15 protein-coding genes are annotated in these 24,191 nt (G+C 70.0%); 9 read left to right on the top strand and 6 right to left on the bottom strand.

Annotated elements, in window-relative coordinates:
* The first annotated feature begins 46 nt into the window (after positions 1 to 46).
* The 7 genes from BIV25_RS32225 to BIV25_RS32195 all read left to right on the top strand — a co-directional run bounded on the left by BIV25_RS32225 (position 47) and on the right by BIV25_RS32195 (position 9,908).
* The gene (locus tag BIV25_RS32225; protein ID WP_071376017.1) at positions 47 to 1,093 is read left to right on the top strand and encodes a LacI family DNA-binding transcriptional regulator; all 1,047 of its coding nucleotides are present in this window, start codon (positions 47 to 49) and stop codon (positions 1,091 to 1,093) included.
* A gap of 197 nt (positions 1,094 to 1,290) precedes the next feature.
* Positions 1,291 to 2,481, top strand: a complete 1,191-nt coding sequence (locus tag BIV25_RS32220; protein WP_371273087.1) for an extracellular solute-binding protein — start codon at positions 1,291 to 1,293, stop codon at positions 2,479 to 2,481.
* A gap of 10 nt (positions 2,482 to 2,491) precedes the next feature.
* A complete protein-coding gene (locus BIV25_RS32215; protein ID WP_071376022.1) occupies positions 2,492 to 3,475 on the top strand; it encodes a carbohydrate ABC transporter permease in 984 nt (327 codons plus the stop codon).
* On the top strand, positions 3,472 to 4,296 hold the full coding sequence (locus BIV25_RS32210; RefSeq protein ID WP_071376016.1) for a carbohydrate ABC transporter permease: 825 nt from the start codon (positions 3,472 to 3,474) through the stop codon (positions 4,294 to 4,296). Before BIV25_RS32215 ends, BIV25_RS32210 begins: the two co-directional genes overlap by 4 nt.
* A gap of 81 nt (positions 4,297 to 4,377) precedes the next feature.
* Positions 4,378 to 6,114 (top strand): amylo-alpha-1,6-glucosidase, encoded by a 1,737-nt coding sequence (locus BIV25_RS32205; RefSeq protein ID WP_071376015.1) that lies wholly within the window; start codon positions 4,378 to 4,380, stop codon positions 6,112 to 6,114.
* 67 nt (positions 6,115 to 6,181) lie between these two features.
* Positions 6,182 to 8,032 (top strand): RICIN domain-containing protein, encoded by a 1,851-nt coding sequence (locus tag BIV25_RS32200; protein ID WP_071376014.1) that lies wholly within the window; start codon positions 6,182 to 6,184, stop codon positions 8,030 to 8,032.
* A gap of 121 nt (positions 8,033 to 8,153) precedes the next feature.
* Positions 8,154 to 9,908: a cellulase family glycosylhydrolase gene (locus BIV25_RS32195; protein ID WP_071376013.1), complete on the top strand. Its 1,755-nt coding sequence runs from the start codon at positions 8,154 to 8,156 to the stop codon at positions 9,906 to 9,908.
* A gap of 38 nt (positions 9,909 to 9,946) precedes the next feature.
* Here BIV25_RS32195 and BIV25_RS32190 read toward each other — a convergent pair whose 3' ends face one another.
* Positions 9,947 to 10,930: an acetylxylan esterase gene (locus BIV25_RS32190; protein ID WP_071376012.1), complete on the bottom strand. Its 984-nt coding sequence runs from the start codon at positions 10,928 to 10,930 to the stop codon at positions 9,947 to 9,949.
* Positions 10,931 to 11,138: 208 nt separating this feature from the next.
* Between BIV25_RS32190 and BIV25_RS32185 the strand changes: the two genes are divergently transcribed.
* A complete protein-coding gene (locus BIV25_RS32185) occupies positions 11,139 to 13,283 on the top strand; it encodes a beta-galactosidase (RefSeq protein WP_071376011.1) in 2,145 nt (714 codons plus the stop codon).
* Positions 13,284 to 13,349: 66 nt separating this feature from the next.
* Here BIV25_RS32185 and BIV25_RS32180 read toward each other — a convergent pair whose 3' ends face one another.
* On the bottom strand, positions 13,350 to 15,242 hold the full coding sequence (locus BIV25_RS32180) for an alpha-L-fucosidase (RefSeq protein ID WP_256256387.1): 1,893 nt from the start codon (positions 15,240 to 15,242) through the stop codon (positions 13,350 to 13,352).
* 367 nt (positions 15,243 to 15,609) lie between these two features.
* On the opposite strand from BIV25_RS32180, the gene BIV25_RS32175 reads away from it, so the two are divergent.
* Entirely contained in the window at positions 15,610 to 16,587 is a 978-nt protein-coding gene (locus tag BIV25_RS32175) for a LacI family DNA-binding transcriptional regulator (RefSeq protein ID WP_107486429.1), read from the top strand.
* Between the two features lie 74 nt (positions 16,588 to 16,661).
* Here BIV25_RS32175 and BIV25_RS32170 read toward each other — a convergent pair whose 3' ends face one another.
* Genes BIV25_RS32170 through BIV25_RS32155 form a run of 4 tightly spaced genes read right to left on the bottom strand, consistent with a single transcriptional unit; the run spans position 16,662 to position 24,151 of the window.
* Positions 16,662 to 18,416 (bottom strand): cellulase family glycosylhydrolase, encoded by a 1,755-nt coding sequence (locus BIV25_RS32170; RefSeq protein ID WP_071376021.1) that lies wholly within the window; start codon positions 18,414 to 18,416, stop codon positions 16,662 to 16,664.
* A gap of 50 nt (positions 18,417 to 18,466) precedes the next feature.
* A complete protein-coding gene (locus BIV25_RS32165; RefSeq protein WP_071376008.1) occupies positions 18,467 to 19,966 on the bottom strand; it encodes a glycoside hydrolase family 43 protein in 1,500 nt (499 codons plus the stop codon).
* 36 nt (positions 19,967 to 20,002) lie between these two features.
* The gene (locus BIV25_RS32160; RefSeq protein ID WP_071376007.1) at positions 20,003 to 22,150 is read right to left on the bottom strand and encodes an alpha-galactosidase; all 2,148 of its coding nucleotides are present in this window, start codon (positions 22,148 to 22,150) and stop codon (positions 20,003 to 20,005) included.
* A gap of 15 nt (positions 22,151 to 22,165) precedes the next feature.
* Positions 22,166 to 24,151, bottom strand: coding sequence for a beta-galactosidase (locus tag BIV25_RS32155; protein WP_071376006.1), 1,986 nt, complete (start codon positions 24,149 to 24,151; stop codon positions 22,166 to 22,168).
* Positions 24,152 to 24,191: the final 40 nt, after the last annotated feature.

Here is a 24,191-nt window from a genome sequence, read left to right as displayed (position 1 = left end):
GATCCCCAACACCACGACAAGGGACACGACCGAGCAAGGAGTTCCCGTGAACATCGGTGAGATCGCCAAGCGGGCCGGTGTCTCGCGGAGCACCGTGTCGTACGCGCTGAGCGGCAAGCGCCCGGTGTCGGAGGAGACCCGCCGGAAGATCCAGCAGGTCGTCGACGAGCTGGGCTACCGGCCCAGCGCCAGTGCCCGCGCGCTGGCCAACGGCAGGACCAGCACGATCGGTCTGGTCTTCCCGCCGGCCGGGGACCACTACACGGGGATGCAGCTGGATTTCATCGGCAGTGTGGTGGAGGCCGCCGCGGCCCGCGACTACGACGTGCTTCTGTCGCCGAGCGGTGTGGACAGCGACCGCTCCTTCCAGCGGCTGCTGGGCGAGCGGCGGGTCGACGGCGCGATCCTGATGGAGATCAGGCTGGAGGACGACCGGGTCGATCACCTGGCCGTACTGGACTTCCCCTCCGTCGCCATCGGCCGCACCGCCCACCCGGAGGACGGCTGGTGGGTGGGCCTGGACCACACCGCGCTGGCGGCGGCGTGCGTGCACCATCTGGCGGATCTCGGCCATCGCCGGGTCGCCTTCGTCAACCGGCCCCAGCAGCTGCTGCGGGCCGGGTACGAGTCCGCGCACCGCGGCCTGGACGGCTTCACCAAGGCGGCCGCCGAGCGCGGGCTGACGGTGCGGACGTACTGCTGCGGGGACGACGCCGCGTCGGGCCAGGCCTGCGTGGAGCAGATCCTGCGCGACGACCCGGCCACCACGGCCCTGGTCACGCTGAACGAGGCCGCGCTGGGTGGCCTCTACCGGGGGCTCGCCCAGGCGGGCCGCCATGTGCCGCGCGACTTCTCCGTCACCGGGGTGGTGGCCGGCCGGTGGGCGGAGACGGTGACCCCGCAGCTCACCGCGGCGGACGTCCCGGCGGCGGAGATGGGCCGGCGCGCCGTCGACCTGCTGGTGGAGCGGCTCGACCATCCCGACGCGCCGCCCCGGCACCATCTCCTCACGCCGCCGATCTCCCTGCGGGCCAGCACCGGGCCTGCGGGAGTCACACCCACCGTGGACGCGCGGTCCGGCACGACGCCCTGACCGCATCCACGTAACCCCCTTTCAATCCTCGTCACACCACCGGGCGCTCGAACCGCTCAACGGTGCCGTTCGCCGTGCCCGTCTCTCCGCGTCAGTCCGTGCCTCAGTATTGACATGCCTAAATCAAAGGAATCCCTGCGATGAAGCACTAATCCAGACAGCGTCGTCTGACCGCCGCAGCCCTGGCCGCCCTGGCCGTGGCCGTCAGCGCCACCGCCTGTTCCTCCGGTTCGGACAGCACCGACGCCAAGGGCGCCGGCAGCGGCACGTACACCGTCTGGGACCCGTACCCGCAGTTCGACAAGGGCTCGGCCTGGGTGAAGCTGCTGGACCGGTGCGGCACCGAGGCCGGGGTGAAGATCAAGCGTACCGCCTTCGACACCAGCGACCTGGGCAACAAGACGCTCCTGGCGGCGCAGCAGGGGAACTCGCCGGACGTCCTCATCGTGGACAACCCGGTGGTGTCGACCCTGGCCGAGGCGGGCGTGCTCACCACGACCGAGGACACCAAGCTGGACACCTCGGCGGTGGACCCCAACCTGCTCGCGGCCGGCCAGTCGGGAGGCAAGACGTACGGCACGCCGATCGGCGCCAACACCCTGGCCCTCTACTACAACAAGAAGGTGCTGAAGGAGGCCGGGGTGGACATCGCCTCGGTCAAGGACTGGACGTCGCTGACGGCGGCGCTGGCGAAGGTCAAGAAGGCGGGCAAGAAGGGCGTCACGTTCTCGGCGATCGGCACGGAGGAGGGCAGTTTCCAGTTCCTGCCCTGGTTCTGGGGCGCGGGCGCCAAGCTGACCGGGCTCGACTCCGCGCAGGCCGTGTCCGCCCTGTCGCTGTGGACGGGCTGGCTGAAGCAGGGCTACGCCCCCAACTCGGTGCTCAACAACACCCAGACAACCAGCTGGCAGGAGTTCGCCAGCGGCGACTACGCCTTCGCGGAGAACGGCACCTGGCAGCTCGCCAATGCGAAGAAGGCCGGGCTCGACTACGGGGTGCTGCCCGTCCCCGCCGCCACGGGGGGCAACGCGGCGGCCCCGACCGGCGGCGAGTTCGTCACCATCCCGGTCCAGGACGACACCGCCCGCTACACCACCTCCCAGAAGCTCACCACCTGCCTGACCAGCAGCGGCAATGTCTACGACACCGACACCGCCCTGTCCTACGTGGCCCCCACCAGCGAGGTCCAGGACAAACAGGTGGCGGCGAACGCCGAGCTGAAGCCATGGGTCGACGCGGTCAAGTCGGCCAAGGGACGCACGAGTGACGGCCTGGGCACCAAGTACCCCAAGATCTCCGAGCAGATGTGGAAGGCCGTCCAGTCCGCCCTCAGCGGCTCCAAGTCGCCCAGGGAAGCGCTCACTTCGGCGCAGGGCGCGGCCAAGTGAGGTGGGACCGATGAAGCAGACCACCCATCCGCCGGACCATCGGTCCGCGCGCGTCCGGTACGGGGCAGGCACCGCCGCCCTGCCTCCGGCCCGCACCAGGACACGCCGCCGTCCGACCTCCCGGCAGTGGGCCGCCTGGGGATTCCTCGCTCCGGTGACCGTCTATCTCGCCCTCTTCTATGTCTATCCGCTGTACCGCAACCTCGACCTCAGCCTGCGCCACTACACCGTCCGCTCCTTCGTGCAGGGCAACGCACCCTTCACGGGCCTGAGGAACTACCAGACCGTCTTCGACGACCCGACCTTCGCCCCGGCCCTGCTCCACACGGCCGTCTTCACCGCCGTGTGCCTGGTCTTCCAGTACGCCATCGGGCTGGCCCTCGCGGTCTTCTTCAACCAGCACTTCCGGCTGTCGGCCACCCTGCGTGCCCTGTTCCTCGTGCCCTGGCTGCTCCCGCTGATCGTGTCGGCCTCCACCTGGTCGTGGATGCTGAACAGCGACTCCGGCATCGTCAACGCTCTGGCGAGCGCCGTCGGTATCACGCCGGTGAACTGGCTTACCTCACCGTCCTGGTCGCTGACCTCGGTGATCGTCGCGAACATCTGGATCGGTGTCCCGTTCAACCTGGTCGTCCTCTACAGCGGCCTGCAGTCCATCCCCGCGAACCTGTACGAGGCCGCCGCCCTCGACGGGGCCAACGCCTGGCAGCGATTCTGGCGCGTCACCTTCCCGCTGCTGCGCCCGGTGTCCGCGATCACCCTGCTGCTCGGGCTGGTCTACACGCTCAAGGTCTTCGACATCATCTGGATCATGACCAAGGGCGGCCCCGCGGACTCGTCCACCACCTTCGCCACCTGGTCCTACCAGCTCGGATTCGGCAACCTCCTGCCCGCCTTCGGCCCGGGAGCGGCCGTCGGCAACCTGCTCGTGGTCGCCGCCCTCGTCTTCGGCCTGGTCTACGTCAGGGTCCAGCGGAAGCAGGCCCTGTCATGAACCGGAGCATCAGCCGAACGTGGTGGAAGACGACCGTCGGTGTGCTGCTGACCGCGCTCATGCTCTTCCCGGTCTACTGGATGCTCAACGTGTCCTTGACCCGCGACCAGGACATGCGCAAGAGCCCACCGGATCTGCTCCCTGTGCACGCCACCCTGTCCGGCTACCGCACCGTCCTCGACGAGCAGTTGCTCTACCTCGGCACCAGCCTCGTCATCGGCCTGGGCACCGTCGTCCTGACAATCGCCCTGTCCGCACCCGCCGGCTACGCGCTGGCCAAACTCCGCCCGCGCGGCGGCGGCATCCTGAGCTTCGTGCTGCTGGCCGCCCAGATGATCCCCGGCATCATCATGGCGATGGGCTTCTACGCCATCTACCTCCAACTGGGTCTGCTCCAGTCCGTCCCCGGGCTCGTCGTCGCCGACTCCACCCTGGCCGTCCCCTTCGGCGTCCTGATCTTCACGGCGTTCATGTCCGGCATCCCCGGCGAGCTGATCCAGGCCGCGCAGATGGACGGGGCAAGGGCCCTGCGGACCTTCTGGTCCGTGGTGCTGCCGATGAGCCGCAACGCCGTCGTCACGGTCTCCCTGTTCACCTTCCTGTGGTCCTGGTCCGACTTCGTCTTCGCCAGCACCCTCGCGGGCGGCGGCGCCCACGAGCCGATCACCCTCGGCATCTACCACTACATCGGCAACAACAACCAGCAGTGGAACGCCATCATGGCGACCGCCGTCGTGGCCTCGCTGCCGACCGCCGTGATCCTCGTCCTCGCCCAGCGCTACGTCGCCGCCGGAGTGACCGCCGGCGCCGTCAAGGACTGAGCCCCCCTTCCGTCACAACCGCTCCGGCTGCACGTACGCCAGTCGGCCGGTGCCCCCTGCCCGAGAAACGAGTCACGCATCATGACCGCCGCCCCCTCAGGCCCGGCCTTCTCCGTCCACGACATTCCGTTCAGCACGTACGGATCCTGGTTCGACATCTCGCCCGTGGTGGCCGAGAAGACGTACGCCGAGGACCTCCACCTCGTCTCGCACCAGAACGGCATGCACGGCGTCCTGCGCCTGGTCCCCCTGGAGCCGGCGACGGGTGAGCGGGCCGCGGCCCGCGTCGAGGCGACACCGGGATTGCTCAGCTGGATCGGTGAGGACGGGCGCGTCGACCTCGCCTACGAGTCGCCGGACACCGTGCGGCTGCGGGGGAGCGGCCTGGGCATCAGCGTCTTCGCCGCCGCGCGGACCCTGACGCCGTTCAGCGGAACGTACTTCTTCCACGACCCGGCAGCGAACGGGCACGTTTTCACCTCGTACGAGACCGGACGCCGGTACCGCGTCACCGTGCTGTCCGGCACCCTCGCCGACCCGGCCGGAGCCCAGGAACTGGGCAGCGGCGACCGCGGTCTCGCCCTGGTTGGCGCGGCGGACGGGACCTGGGAGATGGCGATCGAGGAACTCGACGCCTCTCGTCCGCCCTACGCCTACGCGGCGCCCTTCGACGAGATCGTGGCGGCCGAGAAGAGAGGCTTCAGGGACTTCGTCGACGCCGTGGCCCCCTGGCGCTCGTCCGCCACCCCGGCCGCCGAGCTCGCCGCCTACGTCGTCTGGTCGGCGACCGTGCGACCGACCGGCCTGGTCACCCGCCCCGCCGTGCTGATGTCCAAGCACTGGATGGACAAGGTCTGGAGCTGGGACCACTGCTTCAACGCCCTTGCCCTGGCCCCCGGTTGCCCCGAACTGGCCCTGAACCAGTTCGCCCTGCCCTTCGACCACCAGGACGCCGGCGGCGCCCTGCCCGACTCGGTCACTCACTCCGAGGTGCTCTACAACTTCGTCAAGCCGCCCATCCACGGCTGGGCCTTCGGCCGCCTGCGCCGCCGTCTGCCGGCACCTCCCGGTGAGACCGAGCTGGCGGAGGTGTACGACCGGTTGGAGCGCTGGACCGACTTCTGGCTCACCGCACGACGGGCCCCCGGCGCCGAACTGGCCCACTACCAGCACGGCAACGACAGCGGCTGGGACAACGCCACCACCTTCGACCCCGAGCGGGTGGTCGTCACCGCCGACCTTGCTGCCTTCCTTGTCCTCCAACTGCATGAACTCGCCGATCTGGCAATCGAGTTGGACAGGCAGGACGAGGCGCGCCGGTGGACGCGGTCGGCCGCGGAGACCCAGACGGCACTGCTGGAGCAGCTCTGGAGCGGGGACAGATTCGTCACCCAGGGCGTCGCCGGCGGGGACACCTGGAGCAGCTCAAGCCTCCTCGACCTGATGCCCATCGTGCTGGGCGAGCACCTGCCCGGCGAGGTCGCCAGCGCGCTCGCCGACCACATCAAGGCCCATCTCACCCCGTACGGCCTGGCCACGGAACTGACCACCTCACCGCACTATCTCGCCGACGGCTACTGGCGCGGCCCGATCTGGGCCCCCGCCACCGTCCTCGTCGAGGACGGCCTGCGCCGCGCCGGGCACCACCGGCTGGCGGACGACATCAGCGCCCGTTTCCGCGCCCTGTGCGAGACCCACGGCTTCGCCGAGAACTTCGACGCCCTCACCGGCACGGGTCTGCGCGACCGCGCCTACACCTGGACCGCCAGCAGCTACCTCCTGCTGGCCGAAGCACACGTACACCGAGACAGCCGCTGACCGGCTGCCTCCCCCTCCATGGCCCCGGACCGTCCGGGTCCCGCCACACTCATGCAGGAGCCGCACCATGAGATCGCGCCGGATACACTCCAGCCCCACGACCCGCACCGGACGCCGAACGGTCCTCTCCGTCGCCGTCCTGCTGACCGCCCTGGCCGCGACGCTGGTGCCCGCAGCCCCGTCCCAGGCCGCCGACACCGGCGTCACGGTGGACTTCGCGGCAGCCGGAGGCGCGCCCACCTACCGTGCCTCCGGCATGATCTACGGGATGACCCCGGACGGGTCGCTGCCGCAGGACCACTTCTTCAAGGACATCAAGTGGCACTTCATGCGGGCCGGTGGCGCCCAGCTCAACAGCGGCGGCTACGGCACCAGCGTGGCCGACTACCAGACCCGCTGGAACGCCACGCTCGCCCAGTACAAGCGCACGGCGGCCCTCGGGGGCACCTTCGTGCTGCTCCCGCACGACCTGTGGGGCGCGGACAGCACCACCAGCCAGGGATGGCCCGGCGACAACGGTGACTGGACGAAGTTCGACAACTTCGTCACGCAGCTCATCAACGACGTCAGAGCCAACCACATGACCGTCGAGTGGGACCTGTGGAACGAGCCCGACGGCAGGGGCTTCTGGGCTCCTTCGCAGAGCCAGTACCTGCAGATGTGGTCGCGCTTCTACGCCCGGGTGCGGGCGGCCTTCCCGGGCCAGCTCATCGTCGGCCCCAGCATGGCGGGCCAGCCGATCTCCTCCAACACCTGGTGGACCACCTACCTCGACTACGTCAAGGCCAACAACGTCGCCCCCGACATCTACAGTTGGCACGACGAACCCGCCGATCCCGTCCCGGGCGTCGCGAGCGCCAACTCCACCCTCGCCGCGGCAGGTCTGACCCACACCCGCCCGTACCAGATCAACGAGTACGCGGCGCTCTCCCAGCAGAACCCCGGTGGCGGTGCCTGGTTCATCGGCCGTCTGGAGCGGGCCGGCGCCGACGGCCTGCGCGGCAACTGGGCCTCCGGCACGAACCTGCACGACGACGAGGCCAACCTGCTCACCAAGAACAGCTCCGGCCAGTACCTGCCGCTGGGCGAGTGGTTCATGTACCGCTACTACGGCTCGCAGACCGGCAACATCGTCAATCTCACTCCGGGCGCCGGTACCGACGGCCTCGCCACCAAGGACAACACCGCCAAGAACGCCAAGATCCTGCTCGGCAGCAACGGCAACACCGGCAATGTCACAGTCAACCTCACCGGCCTGAACACGACCTCGGTGGTGGAGAGCGGCAAGGTCCGCGCCGTCGTCCAGCGCGTCCCGTACAACGGCGGCGCCGCGGTGGCCGGGCCTGAGACGATCTCCGACACCACCCTGAGCGTCAGCAACAACGCGGCCTCGGTCAGCATCCCCTGGAGCAATGCCAGGGACGGCTACACCGTCACCCTGCTCCCGCCGTCCGACACCACCATCTCGACCGTCGCCGTCAGCGAGAACAGCGGCCAGTGCCTGGACGACACCAACCTGGGCACCGCAAACGGCACCCAGTACCAGCAGTACCTCTGCGAGGGCGGCTACCAGCAGATGCTCGACCTCAAACCGGTGAGCGGCAGGACCAACACCTACTCCGTGGTCAACGAGCTGAGCGGCAAGTGCCTCGATGTCTCCGGGGCGTCCACCACCGAGGGCGCCGCCGTCATCCAGTACACCTGCAACGGCGCGGCCAACCAGCAGTTCACCCTCAACCCCGTCACCGCACTCGGCAACAGCAAGGACTACCAACTCGTCGCCGTCCACAGCGGCAAGTGCGTCGACGTCAGCAACGTCTCCACCGCTCCGGGAGCCCTCATCCACCAGTGGACCTGCGACCCGGCAAGCAACCTCAGCACCAAGAAGAACCAGATCTGGCGACTCCCCGGCAAGTAGACCTCTTCGTGATCCGGATCGGCTCATCAAAAAGGAATTTCACAGAATCCGGCAACCTCTGCTCCGTCGGCGGCCACTGAAGGGAGCACCATCGGCGCGACTCTTTCCGAACGGATGAGGAATGAAGGCACAGCAGCAGGTTCCACGGCATCGCAGACGCAGGCTCGGCCTGGTGGTCGGTACGCCGCTGGCGTTGGTCTCGGCAGGCGTTCTGGCCTACGGCGCGGTCTTCGGGACCTTCGGCGACGATTCCCGGCCCAAGGCGTCCGCGGCGCCCAGGGTGCCCGACGACGCGACGGCGGCCGTGGCGGCGATGCAGCCGGGCTGGAACCTCGGCAACAGCCTGGACGCCACCCCCGACGAGACCTCGTGGGGCATGCCGCGCGTCACCAAGGCACTGATGGACGAGATCCGCGCTCAGGGCTTCCACAGCGTCCGCATCCCGGTGACCTGGAGTGCCCACCAGGGGGCGGCGCCGGACTACACGATCGACCCGGCGTACGTGAGCAGGGTCAGGCAGGTCGTCGACTGGGCCCTCGACGACGGCCTCTACGTGATGCTCGACGTTCATCACGACTCGTGGCAGTGGGTCAAGAAGATGTCCACCGAGCACGACCAGGTGCTGGCCCGTTACCGCGCGACCTGGTCGCAGATCGCCAAGGCGTTCAGGAACGAGCCCGCCGCGCTGCTCTTCGAGAGCGTCAACGAGCCGCAGTTCGACGAGGCGAGCGCCGCGCGCAGGGCCGAGCTGCTCCATGAACTGAACACTTCCTTCCACGACATCGTGCGCGGATCCGGCGGGGGCAACGCACAGCGGCTGCTGGTGCTGCCCACCATCGGCGACACCCCGGACCAGGGCCTGATGGACGACCTGGCCACCACCATCAGGTCGTTGCACGACACACGGCTGGTCGCCAGCGTGCACTACTACGGCTACTACCCGTTCAGCGTGAACGTCGCCGGACAGACCCGCTTCGACGGCGCGGCCCAGGCCGACCTGGCCAAGGTCTTCAAGCGGGTGCACGACACCTTCCTGGCCCGGGGCATCCCCACGGTGTTCGGAGAGTACGGCGTGCTCGGCTACGACTTCGGCCCGTCCGGCGGAGTGGAGCGCGGCGAGATGCTGAAGTACTTCGAAGCGTTCGGCGCCGCGGCCCGCACCCGCGGCGTGGCCACGTTCCTGTGGGACAACGGCTCCTTCTTCGACCGCACCTCGATGAAGTGGCACGATCCAGGACTGTTCCAGCAGATCCGGTCGAGCTGGACCACCACCTCGGGTGCCGCCTCCTCGGACATGGTCTTCGTCCCCGGTGCCGGACCGGTCACGGACCGGACCCTCACCCTGAACCCGAATGGGGCCGCCTTCCGCGGACTTCGCCAGGGTGGCACCGACCTGGTCAAGGGCCGGGACTACACCCTGTCCGGCAACCGCCTGACACTGAAGGCGGCCGCACTCAACCGGCTTGCCGGAGACCGCTCCCATGGCGTCCACGCCCGGCTTCAGGCGCGGTTCTCCCGAGGCGTCCCCTGGTCGATCAGCGTGATCGCGTTCCGCCCGCCCGTGCTGTCGGCCACCACGGGGACGAGCGGCTCCTTCCGGATCCCGAGCCGGTTCAGCGGCGACGTGCTGGCCACGATGCAGGCCACGTACCCCGACGGCACCCCCGCAGGCCCCACCACATGGAGTTCCTACCAGCAGTTCAACACGGCCTTCTCACCCGACTACACCAAGAACCTCGTCTCGCTCCCGTCCGCGTTCCTCAACGCGTTCAAGGACGGCACGCGGGTGAAACTCACCTTCCACTTCTGGAGCGGCACCACCGCGACGTACTACGTGACCAGGTCCGGAACCTCGGTCACCGGTACGACGGCCTGACCGCTCCGCGGTGACACCTCCGTCCAGGGAAGGGGCCCCTACTGCTGCGGTGTCAGCCCGCGTTCGCGCAGCCACTTCAGCTGCTCCGCGGTGTTGAAGCCGAAGCCGCCGCCGTGGTCGGCGAAGGGCCAGGCGGTCATGGTCCGGTCGGTCCCGGCGTAGTGGTTGAAGGCGGCGTAGACGGTGGGAGGCGGGCATGTCGGGTCCATGAGGCCGACGCTGAACAGCGCCGGCGCCGTCGCACGCTGGGCGAAGTGGACACCGTCGAAGTAGTCGAGTGTGGCGAAGGTCGCCTCCACGCGGTGCGGACTGTGCCAGCGCAGGTATTTGGCGAGTTCCAGGTACGGGCCGTCCCCGCTGGTCCGCGCCGCGTGGCGGAAGTGGCACAGGAACGGGACGTCGGCGAGCACCGCCGCCACCCGGTCCGGGACGAGTCCGCCGACCGCGAGGGCCAGGCCGCCGCCCTGGCTGCCGCCCGCGACGACGACCCGCCCGGCATCCAGCCCGGGGATTTCGGGGATCGCGTCCACGGCGCGCACACAGTCCGTCATGAGGCGGCGGTAGTAGTGGTTGCCGGGTGAGTCGATGCCGCGGGTCATGAAGCCTTCGACCCACTGTGTGCCGTCGCCCTCGGTGCGGTCCGGGGTGTCGTGGCCCTGGCCACGGCTGTCGACGACGAGTTGGGCGTAACCGGCCGCGGACCACAGCAGGTGGTCGGTGGGCAACCCCCGCCCGGCGCAGTATCCCAGGAAGGTGACGACGACCGGCAGCGGCCCTTCGGCACCGCGCGGGCGCAGCAGCCAGGCGGCCACCGGTTCGCCGTTCCAGCCGGGGAAGCGGACGTCGTCCACGTCGACGGTGCACAGCAGATACCGCTCGGTGACCCGCTCGGCCTTCGCCGCTCCGCCTCGGGCGCGTGCCTCGGCCAGGGTCTGTTGCCAGAAGGCGTCGAAGTCCTCCGGTACGGACACCTCCGGCCGGTAGGAGAGGAGCTCGTCCGAGTTTTGACCGGACAGAGGCATGGTGGTCCTCCTGACGGGGGCGGTACACCGGGCTGCGACGGGATGGTGAAGCGCATCGACGCTGCCATGCGCATAAGGACATGTCAACTCTCAGAATCGCGGGGCCACTTCCTTCGGTATGGCTTGCAGTACAAGAAAACCCGTCATTAGTGTCGACTCCACTGCCTGCGCTTCGTCGTCGAAGCGCTTCGACCGACGGAGGCTGTTCATGCCCGTCCTGCCCGCCCGCGTCCTGTTCGGCGCCGCCTACTACCACGAGTACCAGCCCCATGAGCGGCTCATAGCCGACCTGGATCTGATGGCCGAGGCGAGGTTCACCGTCATCCGGGTCGGTGAGTCGGTCTGGTCGACCTGGGAGCCGGAGAACGGGACCTTCGACCTCGACTGGCTGCGGCCGGTTCTCGACGGTGCCCACGAACGAGGAATCTCGGTCGTCCTCGGTACGCCGACCTACGCCGTGCCGCCGTGGCTGTCCCGGCAGTACCCGGAGATCGCCGCGGAGCGGGCCACCGGTCAGCGCATCGGCTGGGGTGCCCGCCAGGAGGTGGACTTCACCCACCCCGCCTTCCGGTTCCACGCGGAGCGCGTCACGCGCGAGATCCTCGCCCGGTACGCCGCCCACCCGGCGGTCATCGGCTTCCAGGTGGACAACGAGCCCGGCCTGCGGCTGCCGCACAACCACGGTGTCTTCGAGCGGTTCGTGGACCACCTGCGCGCCCGGTACGGGGACGTGGAGACCCTGAACCGTGAGTGGGGTCTGGTCTACTGGTCGCACCGGCTGTCGACCTGGGCCGACCTGTGGACACCGGACGGCAACGCCCAACCACAGTACGATCTCGCCTGGCGGGCGTTCCAGGCACGGCAGACGACCGAGTTCGTCGCCTGGCAGGCCGGCATCGTGCGCGCATACGCGCGCGACGACCAGTTCGTCACCACCTGCATCTCCTACGGCCACCCCGCCATGGACGACGACGAGCTGACCGACAGCCTGGACGTCACCGCGGGCAACCCGTACTACGACATGCAGGACGGTCTCGCGCTGCCCGACCGGACACCCGACGGCCACGAGCAGCAGTGGAAGACCAGAGGTGTCTGGGCGCTGTTCCAGAGCGGAGACCGGATGTTCTCCTCCCGCCAGGCCCCGTTCCTCGTCACCGAGACCAACGCCCAGGCCATCGGCGCCCCTTGGGACAACAAGCCCGCCTACGACGGTCAGTGGCGGCAGGCAGCCTGGGCGCTGGTCGCACGTGGGGCCCGGATGATCGAGTACTGGCACTGGCACACGCTGCACTTCGGCGCGGAGACCCACTGGGGCGGAATCCTGCCGCACAGCGGCCGTCCGGGGCGTGTGTACGGCGAACTCGCGCGGCTCGGTGCGGAGTTCGACGCCGCCGGAGCGCTGGTCGCCGGCATCGAACCGGACGCCGACATCGCCATGGTCTACTCGATGCCCACCAAATGGCTGATGCAGAAGTACCCGCCGCTCGCGACCGCCGACGGCGGGCCGGACCGTGCCGCGTACCAGCGCATCTTCGACCCCTTCTACCGCGGCGCGTTCGACGCCGGCCGCCAGGTGCGCATCTTCCACGCCCGCCAGCTGCACGACCCCCGCGGCGTGGGGGTACCCCCGGCCGATGGCTGGGGGAGCGACAGCATGGCACCCGATCAGGCCGCACGCAGCCACCCCGTACTGGTCGTCCCCGGGCTGTACATCACCGACGACGGGACCCTCGACTGGCTCGCGCAGTACGCGCACGCCGGTGGTCACCTGGTCCTCGGCCCCCGTACCGGCTGCGCCGACCACGAGGCCCGGGCGCGGCACGAGCAGGCGCCCGCACGCCTCGTGGCGGCGGCCGGCGTCTGGTACGACGAGGTCGGCAACCTGCCCGCTGAACTGTCGCTCCGTGCCGCGCCCGGAAGTCCGTTCGCACTGCCCGAGGACGGGACCGCGACGCACTGGGTGGACGGGTTGACGGTGGTCGACGCCGAGGTGCTCGCCGAGTACGAGCACCCGCACTTCGGCCGCTGGGCCGCCATCACCACCCGCCGCCACGGCGCGGGCCGCGTCACCTGCGTCGGCACCGTGCCCGGACGCGGCACGGCCCGGGCACTGGCCGAGTGGCTGGCGCCCACACCCAGCAGCGGATGGGGCACCCTGCCCGCGTCCGTGACCGTGACGACCGGCACCTGCCCCGACGGGCGACGCGCGCACGTGGTGCACAACTGGAGCTGGCAGGAAGCTGATGTCCGTGCACCCGGCGAACTGACCGACGTCCTCGACGGAAGCGTGATTCCCGGCGGCACACCGGTGGGCCTCGGCGCCTGGGACGTCCGGGTTTTCGTCACCTCCTGAGGGTGTTCCCGGTTATCGGGGCTTCGGCTGTCGCGGCCGAAGCCCCTTGGGCCGGCTCGCCGGCGCTTACGACCCCAGCTCGGCGGAGAAGGGCCGTTCGTAGACCTCGAAGTTGCGGATGGACGCCCATGCTCCGGAAGGCAACCCGGTGACCGTGACACGCACATACCGTGCCCGGGTCCGGAACATGGCCACCTGGACCTGACTGGTGCTGGTGGTGGCCGTGTTGTCTGCCAGCGTGCTCCACCTGCGGTTGTCGACGGAACCTTTGATCACATAACGGTAGTTGGTCCCGTCCAGTTCCCAGGCGATGCGGGTGCCGGTCAGCGAGCGGGGCGAGCCGAGGTCGATCTTGAGCCAGTGGCCGGTGCCGCCGTCGGCCGCGCACCACCGGGTCGAGGTGGAACCGTCCACCGCCCTCGCAGCGGTGTTGCCCTTCGAGGACTCCTCGCTGTCGGCCGTCGCCGTCCGGCCGACGGCGATGTCGGACGGCTGCACGGACCGGTCCAGCGTGACGCCGACGACGCTGTCCTCGGGATGGGTGGTGCGGTCGATGCCGGTGATCGTCACCCGGCCGTCGCCGCCGGCCGAGTACGCCAGGCCTGCACCGGTGGGCACATCGAAGGCCCGCACGATCCTGGCGTCGCCGAGCGACGGGGTGGTGAACGAGGTTCCGCTGTAGCCGGGCAGCAGGTGCACGTAGAAGGTGTCGTCCTTGCAGGTGAAGCCGTACTGGCCGTCGACCGGGTGCCACGGGCCGCCGCGGGTCCCGTAGACCGACCGGCCGCAGGACGCCATGAAGGTGCCGATCCGCCGCAGCAGCCCGGCCTGGGCGTCGGACACCGTGCCGTGCCGGTCCGGGCCGACGTTGACCATCGCGGTCATGTTCCGCACCCAGCAGTTGACCAGGATGTCCATGGCGGTGCCGTAACCCATCACAGTGGCACTGGAGTTGTAGCCCCAGGTGCCGTCGACGGTGAACACCTTCTCGACGAGGCCGGTGCGGATCGCCCCGCTCGGGACGGAAGGGCCCTCGTCGCTGGCGTAGTCGCCCGTCCAGCCCGAGCGTGAGGTGGCGACGATGCCGGGCTGGTGCTTGCGCACCATGCCCATCAGGCCGAGCGGCCTGCCGTCACCGTCCGTCTCGCCGTAGACAGCGTCCACCGGCCACTCGTTGGCGGGGTCGCGGTACCGGCCGGGCTCCCAGAAGAACGCGCCGTCGGCGTCGCTGCCCTGCTCCGCCACCCAGCCGCCGTCCCACCACAGGTCGTCGATCGGGCCGTAGCGGGTGACCAGCTCCTTGACCGACTGGTACACCTCGGTCTTCATGACCCGCGCGTTCTCCTTGTGCGCGGGATCGGTCGTGTAGTTCCAGGGGTTGGGCGCGCAGTGGGTGCCGCGGACGTCGTAGTAGCCGGGATAGCGCCAGTCGATCGGCGAGTAGTACAGGCCCACCTTCAGACCCGCCGCCCGCACCGCCGCGACGTAGTCCTTGACGAAGTCACGATGGAGCGGCGCCTGCCCTGAGTTCCAGCTGTTGGGATGGTTCAGTGGCCACAGCGCGAAGCCGTCGTGGTGGCGCGTGGTCAGAGTCACGTACCTCGCTCCGAAGTCCTTGGCCAGCCGTGCCCAGGCCGCTGGGTCGTAGGCGTCCGCGGTGAACTGCTCGTCGGTGGCGTCGGTGACGTACTTCCGGTAGTCCGCCGGCGTGACCGGGGCGCTGTGCATCCACCACTCGCCCTTGGCGGGGCCCGAGTACACGCCCCAGTGGATGAACATGCCCAGCTTGGCGTCCTGGAGCCACTTGATCGTGGAATCGGGCTGCTGCTCGACCCCCATGTCGGTCCTCGGGATCCGCAGGGCAGGCAGCGGCAGCGGCAGCGGTGCGTCGGGCGCGGCGTGCGCGGGTGCCGCCACCGTGACGGGACCGATCGCGGCGGCCACCGTCATGGCCGCCATGGCGGCGAGTACCGATCTGCGTGACGTGGATTCCGGCAACGTGGATCCTCCTGTTCGGTTGTTCTGCCGAGACATTGGATGAATTAACGGATGTCGACGTCGTCTCTGTCGAGTCTCAGGACGCATGTTGCTGCAAAACGGCGGTAGTTGACCGGCTGCCGACCTGGTGATGGGCGGCAACATGGGATGTATGGGCGGAGTTGCAGCGGAGCTGCCCGCGTCTAAAAGATCAAGTCACCCCACTTAACGGAAGGTGTCAGAATGGCGGCGGCAGCAGGCGAGGGGATGGGGAAAGGCGATCGTGCCGGACAACTCGGGAAGACCTTCGGCGGACGACCACGGTGAGCACGGTTCGGGAACCGCTTCCGTGACGATCGCGTACATCGCCGAGTCCGCGGGCGTCTCGGTCCCGACCGTGTCGAAGGTCCTCAACGGCAGGTCCGGAGTGTCCGACGAGACCCGCGCCCGCGTCGAGCGACTGATCCACCAGTACGGCTACCGCAAACCTCCCAAGAACCGCAGCAAACTCGTGGAACTGGTCTTCCGTGAGCTGGAGAGCATGTGGGCGGTGGAGATCATCCGCGGTGTCGAGCGCGTGGCCCGCAGGAACCGGATCGGGCTCCTCGTCTCCGAGTTCGGACTCCATGACGCGGACGGGATGATCGACGACACGGTCGGACGGCGTCCCCAGTGTGTGCTGTCGGTGGCGCAGCTCTCCGAGGCGGAGCGGGACCAGCTGGAGGCCAGGGGCATTCCGTTCGTCGTCTTCGACCCGGTCGACGAACTGCCCGACGACGTGCCGTTCGTCAGTGCCACGAACTGGCGCGGCGGACAGGCCGCGACCCGGCACCTGCTCGAACTGGGACACCGGCGGATCGCCATGATCAGCGGGCCCGACCACCCCTTCTGCCGCGCCCGGCTGTCCGGCTACTTCTCCGCTCTTGCGGAGGCCGGCCTGCCGACGGCGTCCGACCTGGTGGTGAAGACCCAGCTCACGCGCGAGCACGGGTACACCGCGGTGGTCGGACTGCTGTCCCGTTCCGACCGACCCACCGCCGTCTTCACCGCGAACGACATGCAGGCGCTCGGCGTCTACCAGGCCGCGCGCGAGCTCGGCCTGCGCATCCCGCACGATCTCAGCGTCGTGGGCTACGACGACGTCCCGGCCGCGGCCTGGGTGGATCCGCCCTTGACCACCGTCCATCAGCCGCTGGCCGAAATGGCCATAGCAGCCACCGAACTGGCCCTGGCGCTCGGACGCGGTGAGGAAGTGCCGCAGATGGGACTGGAGATCGCGACCACACTGACCGTCCGGGAGAGCACGGCTCCGCCGAAGGAGGCGTGAGGTCGCGCCGGGACACGGGATGTGCCCTGGTCGCCCGGCACGGGGGCGGGCAACCAGGGCGGAGCGCCGGTCGGTCAGGACGCCGTGCCGGTCACCGAGCTTCCGGACTTCGTCACGTGGTACGTGACGATGGCGCCGCTCCAGAAGTGGAACTTCAGCGTCACCGGCGCGTTGTCGTGCACCGCCTTCAGGAAGTCGGACGTCAGGGTGATCCTGCCGCCCGCGTAGTCGGGCGAGAAGGACTGGTTGAACTGCTGGTACGGCGTCCAGTCGGCCGGGCCGGCGTTGCTGCCGTCGGCGTACGTCGCCTCCATGGTCGCCAGCACGTCACCGCGGTACTGCGTGGGAAGGGCGAACGAGTCGCTCGTGCCCGTGGCGCTCGACAGCACCGGGGTGTCGTAGGTGATGACGTCGGTCTTCCAGGGCAGCCCGCGGGAGAACCGAGCCTGTAGCGTCGCGTTCACCCCGTACGCGCGATTGCCCGTCAACCGGGTCAGCGCGGTGGCCGTGAGGGTGAGCCGGTCGCCGGACACGGTGTAGTCCCGTCCCGCGACCAGCTTGCTGTTTCCCTGCCACAGGCCCCGGAAAGTGGCGCCGTTCGGGTTCAGGGTGAGGGACTGGGGCGCGATCGGGGTCGACTTCGCCACGAAGGCCTGGTCGGAGGAGGCGGTACCCGAGCGGGTGGTCCAGCTCGACCTGATCCAGGCGAACAGGGCCGGGTCACGCCACTTGAGAGTGGAGCGGTTCAGGTAGGAGAAGGGGTCCCACAGGGCGGTGGTGACCCCCGCGACCCGCGCCTGGTACCCGAGCTGCTCGAGGTACTTCAGTGCCTCACCCCGCTCGATGGTGTCGGGATGGTTGTAGTCGGGCCAGCTCAGCGTGCCGTACTCGCCGAGGTAGACGGGGATGCCTTTGGCGACGAACGTGTCGTGCATCCGGGCGAAGGCGTCGGTCAGGTCCTTCTGGGCGGTGGCGTCGTACCGGATGCCGCCCGCGACGTTCACACTGAACGGGTACCAGCTGTAGTAGTGCACCGTGGCGACCAGGTTGTGGTCGTGCAGTGCCCCGATCGTGGCGGACAGGTCGTCCATGAGGTCCTGGGCGGGTGTGCAGCCCTGTGTGGGCAGGACGAGCAGGCGGTTGGTGTTTCCGCCGCCCGTGGCGCGGACGACCTTGTGGAAGGAGGTGTTCAGCTCGTTCAGGAACTGGGTCTTCTGCGCGGGCGTCGCGTTGTTGAACTGCGGCTCGTTGACACTCTCGAAGAGCAGGGCGCGCGGCTCGTCCCGGAACGTGGTGGCGATCCGGGACCAGGAGGCGTCGAAGCGGGCGAGCACCTTGTCGTGGTTGGTGGCCATGTCAGCGATCCACTGCCACGAGTCGTGGTGGACGTTGATCACGACGTACAGGCCGTCGGCCAGCGCCCAGTCCACCACCTGCTTGACGCGGTTCATGTACGTCGCGTCGATGGTGTAGGGCGCGGCGGCGGACTGGTGGTCGGTCCAGGTCACCGGGATGCGGACGCTGCGGAAGCCCTGCGCGCGGAGGGTGTCGAACAGGGACTTGGTGACCGCGGGGTTGCCCCAGGACGTCTCGTCCGGGATGGCGTCCAGGGTGTTGCCCAGGTTCCAGCTGGGCTGCATGGCCGCCACGGCGTCCATCGCGGAGGCCGGAACCCTGACCTGAGGCCGCGTCGGGTGCGCCGGGCTGTCGACCGCCGCCATCGTGGTGCCGCTGGACAGGCCCACGATGACGAGCAGCGTCAGCAGCAGGGCGGCCAGGCGCCCGGGGCCGCGGCTGCGGTGGTGTGCGGGGTGCCGTATGTCCTTCACCTGTCGTTCCTTTCGGTCGGCTGTCGGGTTGCTGGTGGTCGGGTCGGCGGTCATGGTCTGAGGGGCTCGTACGCGAACCAGTCGAAGTGGACGGTGCCGGCCGCGGCGTACATGCCGATGACGCGGCCCGTGAAGCCACCGGCGACCTCGGTCGACAGGTAACGGCCGTCGAGGGTCGCGAGCACGGTGAAGGTGCCGTCGGGCTGCTCGACGCCGAGGGAGACGACGTCGGGGCCGGTGCGGGAGTCGTGCGGAGGCGGAGGATCGGTGATCGTGAGGCCGAGGACCACCGGCCCGTCGGGTACGGGCTGTGCGGCCACGACCGTGCGCAGGGAGCCGGCGCGCGCGATCACCCGGACTTCGCTGCCGGACGCCTCGATCGCGTAGTGGTGCCGCTCGTCCAGCCGCACGGCCAGGCCGCCGGTACCCTCGGCGGGATCGACCAGGGTCCGCGCCCGGCACGACAGGTGCTGCTGGCGCCGGCCGACGAAGATGGCGTCGGGTTCGTCGAGGTCGGTGCCCCGCGCGCGGAGCGTCAGCCATCCGGGGCGCTCCTTGGTGGTGCAGTGTGCGGCCGGGCGGTCCCGCACGGAGATCCACGACGGCCGCAGTTCGCTCAGCTCGAAGTCGTCCCGCGGCTCCTCGACGGGGCCGGGGACAAGGGGCCACGGGAGCCGGGGCAGGTCCGGGGCGACCTCGCCGACGACCGGCCAGTCGTCCACCCAGGTCACCGGAGCCAGGAAGGTCTCCCGGCCGAGCACGTGCCAGCCGGGCGTGCCGCCGCCCGGCCGTACGCCGAGCAGCACCATCCACCACGAGCCGTCGGGCGCCTGGACCAGATCGGCGTGCCCGGTGTTCTGCACGGGGTGGTCGGTGCTGCGGTGGGTGAGGATCGGGTTGGCGGGACAGGGCTCGAACGGGCCGCTCGGTGTGAGACCGCGGGCGATCGCCACGCCGTGGCCGCGCTCGGTTCCCCCCACGGCGATGAGGAGGTACCAGTAGTCGCCGATCCGGTACAGGTGCGGCGCCTCCGGGGCCTTGTCGCCGGGCGCGCCGGACCACAACTTCCGCGGTGTCCCGTACGTTTCCCCGGTGTGCGGGTCGATGCGTACCTGGGCGACCCCGGCGAAGGTGCACCAGCAGATGCCGTCCTCGTCCCAGGCCAGGTCGGGATCGATGCCGGACACGCCGGGAAGCCGGACGGGGTCCGACCACGGTCCGGCGGGGTCGGTGGCGGTGACGACCAGGTTGCCGCCGCCCTCGCTCACGTTGGTGACGATCAGCCAGAACCGTTCGTCGTGGTGGCGCAGGGTGGGGGCGTAGATCCCGGCGGATGACGGCACGTCGGCCGCCAGAGACAGCTGGCTCGGCCGGTCCAGGGCGTTGCCGATCTGCGTCCAGTGCACCAGGTCACGGCTGTGGAAGAGGGGTACGCCGGGGAAGTACTCGAAGCTGGAGCAGGCGAGGTAGTAGTCGTCGCCGACCCGGCAGATGCTGGGATCGGGGTGGAAGCCGGGGATGACGGGGTTGGCGGGGCCGGTGTCTGACAAGCCACCAGGTCCTTTCGGTTACGGGATGCACGTGTCTCAGCCGGATGTTCCGTCCGGGGAGGGCACCTTGGGGCGGCTGAGCCGGAGCAGCACGGCGGAGGGCGCGGTCGGCAGGGTCACGGTGAGCTGGCCGGTGTCCGGGTGCCAGGCGGTGGTGGCCCGGCTGGTGGAGGGGTAGAGCAGGTCCGCGCGGACGTGTGAGCCGCGCAGGTGCGGCAGGCGGAGAGTCGCGGAGGTCTCGCTGCCGGGGCGGCGCCAGGCCGTGAGACAGGTGGTGTCGCGGGTGCGCAGGGCCAGCGCGAGCCAGGGGTCGTCCCAGGCGGGAAGGCCGAGCGGCCAGCAGGGCACGGCTTGCGCCAGGTCGGCGCGGATGGCCTTGTACGCCGTCACCGCCTCGTGGACGAGGGCGCGTGCCTCGGGTTGTAGTTCGGCCAGTCGGCCGGAGAGATGGATACGGCCCAGGAGAGCGTTGGCCATCGTGAACGCGACCTCGTCGAGGGAGTCCTCCGGCTGCGGGTAGGCCCAGACGGCGCCCTGCTCGGGGGTGACGGCGGTGGGCGCCGAGGCCGCGATGGGTGCGTAGAGCCGGAGGTTCTGCTGGTCGCTGGTGGACTGCACGTGCAACCGGGACAGCAGGGCGTGGTCCCACCTCATGCCGCCGGAGGAGCAGTTCTCCAGCACCAGGTGGCGGTGCCGGTCGAGGATGCCGTCGAGCCAGTCGAGGTGGGCGCGGTTGTGGCCGAGCAGCCCGGCGCCGGGTGACTCGCCGGGACGGCTACTGGTCCCGGAACCGGGGTCGATGTTGTGGTCGAGCTTGAGATACCCGACGCGCCACTCGCCGACCAGTCGGTCCACCACCCGGTCCAGGTGGGCACGTGCCGCGGGGTGACGGAGGTCCAGGTGGTACCGGCCGCCCTCCACGACGCGGACGCCGTCGCGGCGGAAGAAGGCCTCGTCGGGCAGGGTCCCGGCCACGGGGCTGTGCACGCCGACCACTTCCGGCTCCAGCCACAGTCCAGGGACCATGCCGCGTGCGCGGATCCGGTCCAGCACCTCGTGGATCCCGTTCTCGCCGGGGAAGAGTGAGGCGGCTGGTTCCCATGCGCCGACGGAGGTCCACCAGCCGCCGTCACCGTCGTCGTACCAGCCGGCGTCGATGACGAAGTACTCGGCGCCGGCCTCGGCCGCCGCGTCGACCAACGGCAGGAGTTTGTCGGTGGTGGGGTCTCCCATCAGGCAGTTCATGTAGTCGTTGAAGATGACGGGCAGCCGCCGGTGGTCGGGATGCGGGCGGCGCAGGGCGCGCCGGTAGCGGGTCAGCGCGGCGAACGCGGCGTCCGGGCCGCCGTCGGCGCTGAACGCCACAGCGGCGGCTACGGTGCTGAAGGCGGCCCCGGGTGCCAGGGCGTGCCGCCAGCCGTGGTGCGTGTCGGTCGGCCCGGACAGTGCCGTGTACGCCGTGCCGTGGCGCTCGCCGCACTCCCAGTGCCAGCCGCCGTTGTGCTCGATCTGCCACACCCAGGTGTGGCCGGAGTGACGGTCCGTCAGGCCGCCCATGGGCAGATGCCCGCAGCTGGACCAACTGCCCTGCCCGGTCAGGGCGAACCCTCCCCTGCCGTTGCCGAAGTGCACGCGTCCGCTCAGGACGGGCGAGGTCACGCGCATCGGACGGCGCTGCCACCGGCATTCCGCGAGCCAGTCGTTGTCCGCCCACAGCAGGTCCGCGGCGTCGATGGCCGCCGGACCTGCCGCTGTCAGGCCGCCCACGACGAGAGAGCTGACCGACTCCAGGAACACCGTCTCCCGGCCCTCGTTGCGCAGGGTCACCTCGCCGCGCACGACGGGCACACCGTCGGGCGAACGGTAGGTGACGTCCGCGGCCAACCCGCTCTCCGGATCGTGGAGTTGGACGGTCAGTGTGTGCCAGGTGCCCTCGCGTGCCGTGTGGTGGGCCCGGTGGTGCAGCCGCCCGCCGATCGTGGTGTCGACGAGGCGGTTGCCCGACCAGCCGCGGCCGTGCCCCGCGGCCGTCACCTCCACCAGGGGCAGGGAGGCATGGGGGTTCGCGTCACTGCCGGCGGGCGGCCCGAGGTACGTCAGGAGGGGGCTGCCGTTCTCGTCAAGGGTGATCTGGAGCCGAAGGGCGTCGTGACCCCAGCGGATCGTGTGCTGTTCCTCGGTCATGGTGGCCTCTCGGAGTCAGGTCCTGCGCAGCACCGCGCAACCACCGGGGGGCAGTTCGTGGACCGTGGCGCCGGTGAGCAGGTCGTGAGCGGGATCCGGCAGCGGCACGGTGTCCGCGCGGTGGTTGAGCAGGAACTGCCAGCGACGGCCGTCGGACGCGTGCCGGGTGACGGCTTCGACACCGCCCGGCAGACCCGGCGACTCCGGCTCGGCACCGGCCTCCTGGAGCAGCCCGCGGACCAGGGCGCCGTAGTCGGCGTCGTCGAGGCGGGTGGAGACGTACCAGCCCTGTCCGGTTCCGTAGCGGTGCCGGGTCAGTGCCGGGCTGTCGGCGAGCATGCCGTGGGTGTAGGCGGCGCGAGTCTCGGCGCCCTCGCTGCGCAGGGACTCGCTCCATACCGTGCCGTAGGAGCCGTCCGACAGGGCGATCCGCTCGCCCGTCCGCAGCGGGCGGTGCTCCTCGACACGGATGCCCAGGGCCTCGCGCAGCGGCTCGGCGGGATAGCCGCCGAGCCGGGCGTGCATGCGGTCGTCGACGCATCCGTTCGCGTGCTGGACGAGGAGCGTCCCGCCGCCTGCGACGTAGCGGCGCAGGTTCTCGGCGCTCGCGTCGGACAGGAGGAACAAGGACGGCGCGACGACGAGCGCATAGCGGCTCAACTCGTGCTCGGGATGGGCGAGGTCGACCGTCACGCCGGCGTCCCACAACGCCCGGTGTGCCCGGCTCAGCTCCCCGTGGTAACCGAGGTCGGCGGAGGGCAGGCCGTCGACGCCCAGAGCCCACCAGGCGTCCGCGTCGTGCAGGACGGCCACGGACGTGTCGACCGTCGAACCCGCCAGCTCGCCGAGCCGGGCGACCGCCTCCCCGACCTGTGTGACCTCGCGGAAGATCCGGCTGTTCGGGCCCGCGTGCGGGACCATCGCCGAGTGCCATGTCTCGGCACCGGCCCGGGACTGCCGCCACTGGAAGAACAGGGCCCCGTCCGAACCGCGCGCGATGTGGCCGAGGGTGTGGCGCAGGATCTCCCCGGGTTCCTTGCCGAGCACCCGGTCGCTGTCGTAGACGGTGTTGGTGCCCTGTTCCATCAGCAGCCAGGGGCTACCGCCGCCCAGGGAGCGGACGCGGTCGGCGTGGAATGCGGCGTCGGCGGCGGCGTCCAGACCCGGCGACCCCGGGTAGTGATCGGAGGTGACCACGTCGAGTTCGCGGGCCAGCGCCCACAGGTCCAGGTTCTGGTAGGCGGGCAGCATCAGGTTGGTCGTCACCGGCCGGTCGCTGTGCGCGCGGATCGCGTCGCGCTGTTCGCGGTAGGCGGCGACGGTCTCGTCGGACCAGAAGCGGCGGAAGTCCAAACTCTGGCCCGGGTTCTTGTGCCACTGCGTCGCGCGTGGCGGCAGCACCTGTTCCCAAGTGGTGTAGCGCTGGCTCCAGAAGGACGTTCCCCAGGCCTCGTTGAGGGCGTCCAGTGAGCCGTGGCGGCCGCGCAGCCACACCCGGAAGGCCGCCGCCGCGTGCTCGCAGTGGCAGAGGGTGGCGTACTCGTTGTGCACGTGCCACAGCGCGAGGGCCGGGTGGTCGCCGTACCGTTCGGCGAGGGCCGAGGCGATCCTGCGAGCCGCGTTCCGGTAGGCGGGTGCGGCCAGGCAGTAGGTGTCGCGGCTGCCGTGGGTGAGGCGGGTGCCGTCGGGTGTGACCGGCAGGGCGTCGGGGTGGGCGAGGCTGAACCAGGGCGGCGGGGAGGCCGTCGGTGTGGCGAGGTCGACGGCCACGCCGTTCGCGTGCAGGCGCTCCAGGTGGGCGTCGAGCCAGGCGAAGTCGTAGCGTCCCTCCTCCGGTTCGAGCAGGGCCCAGGAGAAGACGCCCACGGTGACCAGGTTGACCCCGGCCCGGCGCATGAGCGCGTCGTCCTCCTTCCAGACCGGCTCGTCCCACTGCTCGGGGTTGTAGTCCCCGCCGAAGGCGAGCCCGCCCAGACGGCCGGTGATGGTGCGAGTCGTCATGACGGTTCCTCAGGTACGCGGAGTCGTGTCGTGCTCTGGC

This window comes from Streptomyces sp. MUSC 14, assembly GCF_001866675.1.
Taxonomy (GTDB): Bacteria; Actinomycetota; Actinomycetes; order Streptomycetales; family Streptomycetaceae; genus Streptomyces.
The sequence above is the reverse complement of the archived record's forward strand: the minus strand, read 5'-3'. Positions and strand labels throughout refer to the sequence as shown.

Bases quoted from the DNA above. Each gene is read 5' to 3' on its own strand.
- BIV25_RS32180 (WP_256256387.1), bottom strand. From the start codon at position 15,242: ATGGCGGCCATGACGGTGGCCGCCGCGATCGGTCCCGTCACGGTGGCG.
- BIV25_RS32210 (WP_071376016.1), top strand. From the start codon at position 3,472: ATGAACCGGAGCATCAGCCGAACGTGGTGGAAGACGACCGTCGGTGTG.
- BIV25_RS32205 (WP_071376015.1), top strand. From the start codon at position 4,378: ATGACCGCCGCCCCCTCAGGCCCGGCCTTCTCCGTCCACGACATTCCG.
- BIV25_RS32195 (WP_071376013.1), top strand. From the start codon at position 8,154: ATGAAGGCACAGCAGCAGGTTCCACGGCATCGCAGACGCAGGCTCGGC.
- BIV25_RS32155 (WP_071376006.1), bottom strand. From the start codon at position 24,151: ATGACGACTCGCACCATCACCGGCCGTCTGGGCGGGCTCGCCTTCGGC.
- BIV25_RS32215 (WP_071376022.1), top strand. From the start codon at position 2,492: ATGAAGCAGACCACCCATCCGCCGGACCATCGGTCCGCGCGCGTCCGG.
- BIV25_RS32185 (WP_071376011.1), top strand. From the start codon at position 11,139: ATGCCCGTCCTGCCCGCCCGCGTCCTGTTCGGCGCCGCCTACTACCAC.
- BIV25_RS32200 (WP_071376014.1), top strand. From the start codon at position 6,182: ATGAGATCGCGCCGGATACACTCCAGCCCCACGACCCGCACCGGACGC.
- BIV25_RS32190 (WP_071376012.1), bottom strand. From the start codon at position 10,930: ATGCCTCTGTCCGGTCAAAACTCGGACGAGCTCCTCTCCTACCGGCCG.
- BIV25_RS32160 (WP_071376007.1), bottom strand. From the start codon at position 22,150: ATGACCGAGGAACAGCACACGATCCGCTGGGGTCACGACGCCCTTCGG.